The organism is Candidatus Seongchinamella marina, from assembly GCF_026262685.1.
In the GTDB taxonomy this organism is placed as follows: Bacteria; Pseudomonadota; Gammaproteobacteria; order Pseudomonadales; family Halieaceae; genus Halioglobus; species Halioglobus marinus.
Genome location: NZ_SHNP01000007.1, coordinates 1 through 11,358 on the forward strand (window position 1 = coordinate 1; position 11,358 = coordinate 11,358).

Below are 11,358 nucleotides of genomic sequence, written 5' to 3' on the forward strand. Positions count from 1 at the left end.
ATGGTAGTGTGGGGTATCCCCATGTGAGAGTAGGTCATTGCCAGGCATCTAAAAAGTAAAACCCCCGTAGCGTAGGCTGCGGGGGTTTTGTTTTATGGGGAAGAAACTAGTACTGCCAGCTGGGTCATTATTACCGGCAGTCTCAAGGAGGGTGATCTGAGCGTGTGGCGATTCGAGGCGCAGGCTTTCTTGGCAACCCCTATTACGTTAGCCTAGCTATTCGAATCACTTAACTGGAATGAAAATAATGATTGGTTACACGACGATTGGCGTCAATGATATGGAGAAAGCAAAAGCTTTCTACACAGAACTGCTGGCAGACCTTGGCGCGTCCCTGTTGATGGATATGGACCGCATTGCGTTTATTGGTACCGCTATGGACGCACCCATGTTGTCAATTTGTATACCTTATGACGAGAATGACCCTCTGCCTGGAAATGGCAACATGGTTGCTATTACTGCCCCTAATAAAGAAAAGGCCGATGAGCTCTATCACAAAGCCATTAAGTTGGGCGCCATCTGCGAAGGCGAGCCGGGGCAGCGTATACCGGATATGTTTTACGGTGGCTATGTCCGAGATCCCGATGGCAACAAGTTGGTGTTTTACGTATTTGGCTGACCGCTGGCGGGCAGGGCTGGGCATTTTTTTGTGCAGCCTCTTACTGGGATTACACACCTCGACGCTTGCTCAGGATTCGCGCTACCAGCGCATACTGGTGGCACTGCAAACTTCCGATGAAGCGCTGAAAAGCCGATTTGCTACCTCAGCGTTGCTGGAATTGACCGAGGTGTACCTTGCCGAAGCCGATCTGGCTCGCAAAGAATCAGAAGCGGCCCAGAACCCAGCCAAACTCAAAGCCTGGTCCAGTGCGGTCGAGCAATATGCCATCCAACTGACGTTGGTTGCAGAAGATATCGAGTTGGGCTTGCCGGTAGAGTTTCGTTTGCATGCCCGTGAAGTGGCTGCGGTGAGTGTCGTTGGCCGTACGGTAATGTTGGCGCATCCCCGATACAGCCAACAGGCTGCTTTTGAGCAATCGGTACTAATGCATTTTTGTCATGGCAGTATTTGCCGCGAGCTGACGGCGGTCGACAAGGCGCCAATACCCATTCCCATGTCACCTTCACTGATTGTTCCGCAGTGGACGTTCAGTGCACGTGGGCCCAGCTGTAGCCATATTAACTTGCAAATCAGCTTCAGGGATCAGGGTGTTCTTTCCCAGCAGAAACAGCTCTGTCAACAATTGATGCAGGAAGTGGAGATGCTGGCGACCGAACTCGGTTGGCAGATACGTCATGAGGTGGCTGTCGACTGGGAAACGCTGCGTGTAAAACCTACGCCCATGCGGCCCGAGCACCTGGTGCTGCTAAACGATGCGGGCGACTCCCTATTGATATCCCTGCCTATACTTTATAGCACTCCCGGTTTGTTAGAAACACTGTCTCCCTGGCTGCGCCAACGCCATATCAGTGACGGTCCACCAGAGGTGCTCCTGGACTCAAAAGTTCTGGGCTGGGAGTGACCAAATAATGCAGAGGGAGCATCCGCTGACCAAAACAGTTTAGTGTCGTAATATGGGCGCTTGCTTTATTAAAAGACTATCTGTGGATGAAAGATAAAACAGGCACACAAAAGCTCGGCCTCAGTCAGCAGGAGCAACAGCGACTTGCCCGCATCGGTGATGAGCTGCGAGAAGGCATAGCGACGCTGACTGACATTGGTGCGGCGGTGAGTATTTTTGGTAGCGCTCGGTCCAAGCCCGATGCCTGGGAATATGTTGCCGCACATGATCTGGCTCGTATGCTTGCGAGCGAAGGAATCACTGTGGTTACCGGCGGTGGTCCGGGGGTTATGGAAGCCGGTAACTCAGGCGCAAAAGGTCAGCCCGGTGCTTCAGTTGGGTTGAATATTGAACTGCCACACGAACAGTTGGCTAATCCCTATCTGGATATTGATCTCGATTTTCGCTATTTTTTTACCCGTAAATTTCTGCTCATCCGCTACGCCATTGGGTTCGCTATTTTTCCCGGTGGCTTTGGCACAGTCGACGAATTGTTTGAACTACTAACCTTGGTTCAAACTGGTAAGCTCACCCGCAGGCCAATCGTTCTTGTCGGGCGAGAGTACTGGAGTGGACTCTATCAGTGGTTGCTAGAACAGGTGCAGTCAAAGGGCTTTATCAGTGATGATGACCTCGACATCGTAGAGATTGTCGATAGCGCAGAAGAGGCGGCAGCAATCCTTCTGGAATGCTATCGCCGCGAGCATTTATGAACGCTGCTTAGCGTTGGCGAAGGCAGCTGCGAACGCATTGTTCTTGGCTGGCTGTTCTTGGCGTGGCTTGGGGGGACGCTGGTTGGCGTTGTTGCTCCCATGACGTTGACTGCCGCCGCGTTTTTCAGCTCGCTCACCCGCCTTGTCTGAAAGGCGCATGGAAAGTCCGATGCGCTTTCTCGGCGCGTCCACTTCCATGACCTTCACTCTGACAACATCACCTGCTTTGACCACGTCCCGGGGGTCTTTCACAAACTTCTCAGCCAGCGCCGAGATGTGCACCAGTCCATCCTGGTGTACGCCGATGTCTATGAAGGCGCCAAAATTGGTCACATTGGTTACTGTGCCTTCCAGAACCATGTCCGGACGCAGGTCGGATATTTTCTCTACCCCATCCTGAAATTCAGCCATTTTGAACTCTGGTCGTGGGTCACGTCCGGGCTTGTCCAGTTCCGAAATAATATCCTGAACGGTTGGCAGTCCCACCTTGTCGCTGATGTAGTCAGCAGCATTCAGGGCGCGCAGGAAACCACTGTCGCCGATGATACTGCGCACTTCTTTACCACGGTGGTTGGCAATTTTTTGCACCACGCCGTAGGACTCCGGGTGCACTGCGGAGGCATCCAGCGGATTGCTTCCACCGCTGACTCGCAGGAAGCCTGCAGCCTGTTCAAAGGTTTTTTCTCCAAAGCGACTGACTTTTAGTAGCGCCTTGCGATCGGTGAAGCTGCCCTGTTCGTCGCGCAAATTAACAATATTCGTGGCGATGCTCTGGTTTAGCCCCGATACTCGGGCCAGCAAAGGTACCGAAGCCGTATTCACATCGACGCCCACGGCATTCACACAGTCTTCCACCACGGCATCCAACTGTCGAGCGAGTTGTACCTGGCTGACATCGTGCTGGTACTGACCTACACCAATCGACTTGGGTTCAATTTTTACCAGTTCCGCTAATGGATCCTGCAGCCGGCGAGCGATAGAGATAGCGCCGCGTATGGTTACATCGAGATCCGGAAACTCGCGGGAGGCAAATTCTGAGGCGGAGTAGATCGAAGCTCCTGCCTCGTTAACCATGACCTTGCGACAGTTGAGGTCGGGGTTGGCATTGAACAGATCACCAACAAACTTGTCGGTTTCCCGGCCGGCAGTGCCGTTGCCGATGGCAATGAGTTCGACCTGATGTTGACGGATCATATGCAGCAGTATGGCCCCCGCCTCCTGAATGCGTTTCTGCGGCGGATTGGGGAAAATAGCACCGTGATCCAGAACTTTGCCATTGGCATCGATTACCGCAACCTTCACTCCCGTACGCAGACCCGGATCCAGTCCAATGGTGGCCTTCTGCCCAGCTGGCGCCGCTAACAGGAGGTCTTGTAGATTGTGGGCGAAGACTTCAATGGCGCCTGCCTCGGCGCGCTCACGTAGCTGTCCCAGCAAGTCGGTTTGTAAATGGGTTAGTAACTTGACTCTCCAGGTCCAGCGCACGGCTTCACGCAGCCAGCGATCGGCAGCCCTTGCCTTGTCTTCGATATTCCAATGCTCAGCGATCATTGCCTCACAAGGATGGGCGTCGATGGGCTTTTCCTGTGCATGCATTACCAGATTGATATTGAGAATACCCTCGTTGCGTCCGCGGAACATCGCTAGCGCACGATGAGAAGGGGTCTTGGCCAGCGCTTCGGTATGTTCAAAGTAATCGCGAAATTTGGCACCTTCCTGTTCCTTGCCTTCGACCAGGCGCGAAGCAAGCTGCGCGTTATCCGTTAAAAACTGTCGTAGTTTGGCGAGCAGATCAGCATCTTCAGCGAAGCGTTCCATCAGAATTTGGCGAGCGCCATCAAGGGCTGCTTTACTATCACTGATACCAGCTTCTTCGCTGAGGTATTGCTCAGCGAGTGCCTCGGGTATTTGTTGTGGGTCATTCCATAGCAAGTTGGCCAGTGGCTCCAGCCCTGCTTCTCTCGCGATTTGCGCCTTGGTGCGGCGTTTGGGTTTGTAAGGCAGATACAAATCTTCCAACCGGTTCTTGGTGTCTGCCTCCAGTAGGGACTTTTTCAGAGCGGGTGTTAGTTTGTCTTGCTCTTCGATGCTAGCCAGAATTGTACCGCGCCTGTCTTCCAATTCTCGCAAGTAATGCAAGCGCTCTTCCAGTAGTCGCATTTGACTGTCGTCCAATTCGCCTGTCACTTCTTTGCGGTAACGGGCAATGAAAGGCACGGTAGACCCCTCATCTAGGAGGCGTATCGCTGCATTTACCTGAGCCTCACGCACGGCGAGTTCTTCCGCAATGCGTTGGGAAATTGATCGAGTCATGTTTTATTTATCTTATTTAGATAGCGACTGTACTAACTGCGTGGAGCAGCATTATGCGGCAGGGGGAGCGCTATTACGATATAGAAATTTAGCTATTTTTGTGCCAGCCACACCTGTCCTGAACAGCAGCAAGCGTGTGCCAACCCCGTCGTTTGCTATTGACGGAATTTTTTGACGGCGGTTAGCAACTGACGGCAGGTAATTTGCCCGATCAACTTTCCGTTTTCCACCACAGGGCGCCTGCGCTTGTTCTTGGCCAGCATATCCTGTGCGATATCAACAATATCTTCGTCCGGATGAGCTACAACCAGGTTATCGGAGGCCATGTGTTCTCGCACTGGGCCAACGCTGGTTTTGTTGTAGGTGGCACTAAGCACCGCCCGCAGACAATCCAGTTCGGACAGAATGCCAACCAGGTTATTAGTATCGTCGACAACGCAAAGACCAGAAATTTTATTGTCGATAATGATTTGCATGGCTTCAAGCATATTGGCGTCGGCTTTCACCTTCACCGGATGGGGCAACATATAATCGCGCAGACTTACGGAATGAAGCATAAATAACTCCTTGGTGTGGCCGAACCCCAGCCGCTTCCTAAAGTATAGACCCTAAAACTGCTATTAGAGACTGAGGCATGATTCCCAGCACTAAAATGCTGGCGATGAGCAAACAGGACAGGGCTTTGCCGGACCAGCCGGGAGAAAGCTCTATCGCGTCCTTGTGTTCTTCAGCGTGTTTTGTCATGTAAAAAACGACGCGCAGATAATAGTAAATGCTGATGCCGCTACCGATGATCAGTGCGGCCAATAGAATCCAGTTGCTGCCGCTGACGGCTGCACTGAAAATGTAAAACTTGCCGATGAAGCCAGCTGTTAAGGGTATTCCCGCCAGTGAAAGCAGCGCTACCAGCATGAGCCCTGCCAGCATAGGTTGGCGCCAGAAAAGACCGCTGACATGTTGCAGCTGCACTTGCTCTCGTTCTACACGCTTTTCATTGATCAAAGTAAGCAGACCGAAAGCGGCGAGTGTCGTTGCCGTGTAAGCGACCAGGTAAAAGGCGGCGGCTTCTATCGCGATGTCGCGGTTGCTTAGGTCCAGGCAAACCATAAACACAATCAGTAGATAGCCGATATGTGCGATAGAGGAATAGGCAAGCATGCGCTTGATGTTGGTTTGTTGTAGGGCGAGCAGGTTGCCTGCGAGCATACTCAGTATGGCCATCAGTCCGGTAAGCTCTACCAGTCGTTCATAGCGGAACAGGTTCGCTTCCAGGAATAGCCTTAATAAGACGACGAACACAGCGGCCTTGCCTACTGAGGCGAGAAAACCACTGATAGGAGCAGGCGCGCCATCGTAAACATCCGGTGTCCACAAGTGGAACGGCACAGCTGATAACTTGAAGGCGAGACCCGCCAGAATCATGGCTGCTCCTGCCATCGGTAATGCAGCTCCCATGTCGCTTTGTTTCAGCGCGGTGCCCAGCTCACTGAAGTGTAGTGTGCCGGTGGTGGCGTAAAGCAGAGCAAAGCCAAACAGAAGTGTTGCGGAAGCTGCGCCAGACAGGACCAGGTACTTGATTGCAGCTTCCAGGGGAAGTAATGATCGATTTGGATAGGCGATAAGCGCGTAAAGAGATACGGAAAGCAGCTCCAACCCCAGCAGCAATGAAGCCAGATGCACCGCGTAAGCTAATACACAGGCGCCCAGGGTGGCGAGAATCAACAACAGGAAGTATTCCTCTGGTTCATCCCCGTGATGTTGAATGTAGTCCAGCGATAGTACGCAGGTGACAGCGCCGGCAAGCGTAAACAGGATGCAAAACAGCAGGCTGTAAGTATCAGCTTGCAATAACGCACCCACCTGCAGGGGAGCCGTGTCGTTGGCGTAAAAACAGGAGGCGCTGGCCAGCAATAGCGACACTGTCGCCACGACGGCAGTGAGTCTGACACTCCGCAGAAAAGCGATCTGTAACATGACCGCGGTCGCGCCAAGGGCTAACATCAGCAGTGGGGCGATGGCGACAAACTCATTCATTATCACGGCGTGCCTCCAGGGATATTTCCAGCGAGGGTCTCGGGGACGTTGACGATCAGCGGTTGCAGTCCCTCAAGCACCGGTTGGGTGAGGTCAAATACAGGTTGGGGATAGAGCCCCAGCCAAAGCAGGGCCGCCATCATTATCACCATGGCGCCCATTTCCCTGCGGTCAAAGTCTTGTAGCTTTCGTTCCTCGTCTGGCTTGCCCTGGAAGGTTTTCTGCATCAACCAGAGTGAGTAAATTGCGGCCGTTATCAGGCCTATCGCTGCCGCGGCTGTCATCCAAGGAGAGACGGCGAACAGCCCGGCTAACACCAAAAACTCGGCAACAAAGTTGCCCATACCGGGCAAGCCGAGCGAGGCAACAGCGAAGAACATTGCGCATGCTCCCATGCGAGGTGCGTTATACCAGAGACCACCCATACGGTTCATATCTCGAGTGTGCAGCCGGTGCTGCAGAGCTCCCGCCATCATAAACAGTGCTGCGGTGCTGACTCCGTGGGCCACCATTTGCATGATCGCACCCTGCAAGGCCAAACTATTCCAGGCGTAAAGCCCCAGTAACACGAACCCCATGTGGCTAACACTTGAATAGGCGACCAGCCGTTTGAAGTCGCTCTGGGCGAAGGCGAGCACCGCTCCATAGATAATACCGACTGTCCCAAGAGTCATAGCAATTGGGGCGAATTGCATAGAGGCTTCTGGAAACAGAGGGATACAGAAGCGCAGCAAGCCGTACGCGCCAGTCTTTAGCAGGATTCCGGCAAGCAGCACACTGCCAGCAGTTGGGGCTTGGGTATGCGCATCCGGCAACCAGGTGTGAAACGGAAAGCCAGGTAACTTTACGGTGAAGGCAAGGAAAAAGCCGAGCATAGTGAGCATGCCAGCCTTGCCTGTTGGAGCGCTGCCGAGCAAGTCACCGTAGCTGAAACTGATGTCGCCATCACCTGCTCCCTGCACTGCCAATACGATAATCGACAGCAACATCAACAGGCCGGAAACCTGGGTAAAAATAAAGAACTTCATTGCTGCGTAGCCGCGATTCTCGTGTCCCCAGATGGCGATAAGCAGGTACATGGGAATGAGCATGACTTCCCAGAACAAGAAGAACAGGAACAGGTCCAGGGCCAAAAATACGCCGATAACTCCGGTCAGCGTCCACAACAGGTTGGCCTGGAATAGACCGGGCTTGAACTCTATTTCGTTCCAGGACGAGACAATGGCAATAGCGCCCAGTGCCAGGGTCAGTATGAGCATTAGCAGGCTTAGGCCGTCCATACCAAGTTCCAGGCTGATTCCGAAACGAGGTATCCATTCATGACGACTGTAAAGCAGCCAGTTCTCGGCCTTGCCTGGCTCAGTGACCATATTGAAAGTATCAGCAGGAATGCCTGAAATGGTCGATAGCAACAGCAACATACCAAGGATAACCGTGGCCATTGCTATCCAGCGAGGAAGATTAGGATTGAAGCGCTCGCTTTGCCAGGCGACAACGCCTCCCGCAAGCAGCAACACAATGAGCTCCAGCATCATGGCGCGTTCCTTAGCATGACTGCGAGTAACAAAATGAGTCCCACTACCATGGTGGTGGCGTACCAGCGTAGCTCTCCATTTTGCAGAACTAGCAGACGATGATGTGCCCACTGGTTTGCGGCAACAATACTGTTGTAGATAGCGTCTACGGGTTCATTACGCATCCAGTAGGAGATTTTTTTATAGGGTGTGACCCAGAGTACGTCGTAGAGCTGGTCTATCCGCCACCCGCTGAACCAAAAGTCCCGCAGGGCTCGGGCACCAGATGAAGCGACCATCTTGTCTACTGACAACTGACCGCCCAGGAACATCAGGTAGGCCAGTAGTAAACCCAAAAGGGGTGTACCAATGCTAATCCACTCCACCGCATGATTCACTGTATGTTCAGCTGCGGCCGGGAATACGCCGGCAAGCGGCAAAGCGAACCAACCTCCTACCAGTGACAGTAAGCATAAAAGTAGCAAGGGCCCCGCCATTTTCCAACCGGGCTGCCGATCTGGCTCAGTCTTTGCCTCACCGAAGAAAACAATGAAGACCAACCGGAAACTGTAAATGCTGGTGAGCAAGGCACCTAACAGGCCTCCCGCCCAGAGCCAGGGCCCAATATCTTCCAAAGCCCAGGCTGAGAGCAATATGGCATCCTTACTGTAAAAGCCTGAAGTAAACGGCAGGGCAGCCAGGGCTGCAGAGCCGATGAAAAAGCTGAGGAACACGATTGGCAGGCGGGTTCGCAGGCCGCCCATGCGGAAGATGTTGTGCTCATGGTGTAAACAGTGAATGACTGCACCGGCGGCCAGGAACAACAGTGCTTTGAAAAACGCGTGAGTCATCAAGTGGAAAACACCTGATGCAAAGGCTCCCACGCCCAGAGCGAGGAACATGTAGCCAATCTGGCTGATGGTTGAGTAGGCGAGAATGCGTTTGATATCGTTCTGTGCGAGCGCTGTGAAACCCGCGATTAGCAGGGTTGCCAGTCCTATCCAGGCAACGGCTTCCATTGTGGGTGGGGCTAACAGGAACAATCCGTATGTGCGAGCTATCAGATACACGCCAGCAGTGACCATGGTGGCGGCGTGAATCAAGGCGCTGACAGGTGTGGGACCGGCCATAGCATCTGGCAGCCAGGTGTGTAGTGGCAATTGCGCTGACTTACCCACTGCCCCACCGAGCAGCAGTGAGGTAGCCAGTATCGGCAAGGCGTCGCCCGTCTGCCATTGGCTGTTGGCGGCAACCATCATCGGCTGAATATCCAGGGTACCCAACTCGGTCAGGAGTAAAAACAGACCCAGCGCCATGGCGGTGTCGCCTATTCGAGTAACGATGAAGGCCTTGCGAGCTGCGGCACCGTTTGCGGGATCTTTATACCAGAACCCAACCAGCAGGTAAGAACAAACACCAACGCCTTCCCAGCCCAAATAAAGCAGTAACAAGTTGTCCGCCATCACCAGCAGCAACATGGCGGCGACGAACAGGTTCATATAAGTGAAGTAACGACAAATAGATTCGTCTTCCCACATGAACTCTATCGAATAAAGATGAATAAGAAAGCCCACGCCGGTGATGACGGACATCATAACGATGGTCAGGCCGTCTATGTAAAAGGCGATTCGGGGTGCAAAGTCACCGACGGACATCCAGGTCCAGAGGGTAAGCTCTAGCACCTGACCGTCAGCCAGAAAGTCCCTGGCCAACAAGGCCACGCAAATGGCGGAAAGTCCAACGCTGCCTGCACCTATCGTGGCCGCAATGTGTCGGGGCATGCGACCAGCACTCATGATCAACAACGTAGCACTGAGAAGTGGGAACAGCGGAATGAGGGCAATAGTATTCATATTATCCTCGCAACCTGTGGGCTTGGTCCATGTCCAGGGTCTTGAAGCGGCGCTGTATTTGCAATACCAGGCCTAGCCCGACTGCCACTTCTGCCGCTGCGACAGTGAGGATTAGCATGAAGATAATTTGACCATCTGCCTGTCCCCAATGCGCGCCGGCTGCTATGAACGCAAGCGCAGCTGAATTCAACATAACTTCCAGTGACATCAGCATAAAAATAATATTACGGCGCAGCATTAAACCGAACAGGCCGCAAATAAATAGTAAACCCGCGATTACCAGCACATGCTCCATTGGCACCATCAGGCCGTCCATTAGTGTTCTCCTCGGCGGACGATAAAGCGGCGCCCCAGGTGATAGGCACCTACCAGAGAGGAGAGCAACAGCATGGAGGCGATTTCTACCGCCAGTAAATAGGGACCAAAGAGCCTAATGCCAACGGCTTTTGGCGATACGGCATTGCCAGAGGTGACTCCCTGGGAGTCACCTAAAACCATGAGCATTTCAATGAGTAATAATGCTGCCATGGCGCCGGGAACAAACCAGTTGCGACCGGCAAGCCACTCGCGCTCTCGATCTTCACCGGTATCACCCAGGTTGAGCATCATGATGACGAACACAAATAAGACCATTATTGCGCCTGCGTAAATCACAACCTCCAGTGCGGCTGCGAAGGGAGCCCCCATGAGGAAGAACATCACCGCTACTGCTAGTAAGGAAACGATCAGGTAGATCAGGGCATGAGCGGCGTTGGCCCGGGTCAGCGCTGCCATGGTAGATGTCAGCGCTATTAAAGCGGCTATGTAAAATAGTGTGGCTAGCATGGCTCGGTGCTCTTATTCATGGCAGCAAGCTCTTCACGTCGATGGGTGTAGCTTCATTTTGTGCCTGGCCTTTATCTTTGCCGGTAATGGCCAGACCTGCGACGCGGTAGAAGTTATAGTCGTGATATTTCCCCGTGCCCTCTATTTGCAGGTGCTCTTTTTCATAAACCATGCTGCTGCGATCGTATTCACACATTTCGAAATCGGGTGTTAGTTGTATCGCGTTGGTCGGGCAAGCCTCTTCGCACATACCGCACATGATGCAGCGGGAAAAATTGATGCGGAAAAATTCCGGATACCAGCGACCATCCTCCTTCACGCCCTGTTGCAAGGCAATGCAGTCTACAGGGCAAGCCACCGCGCAGAGGTTGCAGGCGACGCAGCGTTCTTCTCCATCAGGGTCTTTCGTTAATACAATGCGGCCTCGATAGCGAGGAGCCAGATAAGGTTTTTGTTCCGGGTATTGCACTGTTTCTGCCCGGGTAAAGCTGTGCTGCAATATTGTCCAAATGGTGCGCACCTGGCTCATTAGTGCCTTGAACAT

The 11,358-nt window shown here is 53.1% G+C and carries 11 protein-coding genes; 3 read left to right on the forward strand and 8 right to left on the reverse strand.

The genetic code is table 11. From position 1 onward, the window contains the following. The first annotated feature begins 247 nt into the window (after positions 1–247). The 3 genes from EYC87_RS16925 (at position 248) to EYC87_RS16935 (ending at position 2,275) form a co-directional block, all read left to right on the forward strand. Positions 248–619 carry a VOC family protein gene (locus EYC87_RS16925; protein ID WP_279253915.1) on the forward strand — a complete coding sequence of 124 codons (372 nt, stop codon included), beginning with the start codon at positions 248–250 and terminating at the stop codon, positions 617–619. Then, positions 585–1,523 carry a hypothetical protein gene (locus tag EYC87_RS16930; RefSeq protein ID WP_279253916.1) on the forward strand — a complete coding sequence of 313 codons (939 nt, stop codon included), beginning with the start codon at positions 585–587 and terminating at the stop codon, positions 1,521–1,523. The genes EYC87_RS16925 and EYC87_RS16930 overlap by 35 nt, the downstream gene beginning before the upstream one ends. A gap of 86 nt (positions 1,524–1,609) precedes the next feature. Next, positions 1,610–2,275, forward strand: coding sequence for an LOG family protein (locus EYC87_RS16935; protein ID WP_279253917.1), 666 nt, complete (start codon positions 1,610–1,612; stop codon positions 2,273–2,275). Here EYC87_RS16935 and EYC87_RS16940 read toward each other — a convergent pair. The 8 genes from EYC87_RS16940 to nuoI all read right to left on the reverse strand — a co-directional run bounded on the left by EYC87_RS16940 (position 2,270) and on the right by nuoI (position 11,358). Further along, positions 2,270–4,588, reverse strand: a complete 2,319-nt coding sequence (locus tag EYC87_RS16940) for a Tex family protein (protein ID WP_279253918.1) — start codon at positions 4,586–4,588, stop codon at positions 2,270–2,272. The two genes, EYC87_RS16935 and EYC87_RS16940, sit on opposite strands and share 6 nt — an antisense overlap. Before the next feature lie 155 nt (positions 4,589–4,743). Beyond that, positions 4,744–5,145 carry a CBS domain-containing protein gene (locus tag EYC87_RS16945; RefSeq protein WP_279253919.1) on the reverse strand — a complete coding sequence of 134 codons (402 nt, stop codon included), beginning with the start codon at positions 5,143–5,145 and terminating at the stop codon, positions 4,744–4,746. 37 nt (positions 5,146–5,182) lie between these two features. After that, complete coding sequence (locus EYC87_RS16950) at positions 5,183–6,622, reverse strand: NADH-quinone oxidoreductase subunit N (protein ID WP_279253920.1); 1,440 nt, start codon at positions 6,620–6,622, stop codon at positions 5,183–5,185. A 2-nt stretch (positions 6,623–6,624) separates the two neighbouring features. Beyond that, entirely contained in the window at positions 6,625–8,157 is a 1,533-nt protein-coding gene (locus tag EYC87_RS16955) for a complex I subunit 4 family protein (RefSeq protein WP_279253921.1), read from the reverse strand. Beyond that, entirely contained in the window at positions 8,154–9,989 is a 1,836-nt protein-coding gene (gene nuoL / locus EYC87_RS16960) for an NADH-quinone oxidoreductase subunit L (RefSeq protein ID WP_279253922.1), read from the reverse strand. Before nuoL ends, EYC87_RS16955 begins: the two co-directional genes overlap by 4 nt. A 1-nt stretch (position 9,990) precedes the next feature. Continuing rightward, positions 9,991–10,305, reverse strand: a complete 315-nt coding sequence (gene nuoK, locus EYC87_RS16965; RefSeq protein ID WP_007228217.1) for an NADH-quinone oxidoreductase subunit NuoK — start codon at positions 10,303–10,305, stop codon at positions 9,991–9,993. Further along, entirely contained in the window at positions 10,305–10,814 is a 510-nt protein-coding gene (nuoJ, locus tag EYC87_RS16970) for an NADH-quinone oxidoreductase subunit J (protein WP_279253923.1), read from the reverse strand. The genes nuoK and nuoJ overlap by 1 nt, the downstream gene beginning before the upstream one ends. 16 nt (positions 10,815–10,830) lie before the next feature. Next, positions 10,831–11,358 carry an NADH-quinone oxidoreductase subunit NuoI gene (gene nuoI / locus EYC87_RS16975; protein ID WP_279253924.1) on the reverse strand — a complete coding sequence of 176 codons (528 nt, stop codon included), beginning with the start codon at positions 11,356–11,358 and terminating at the stop codon, positions 10,831–10,833.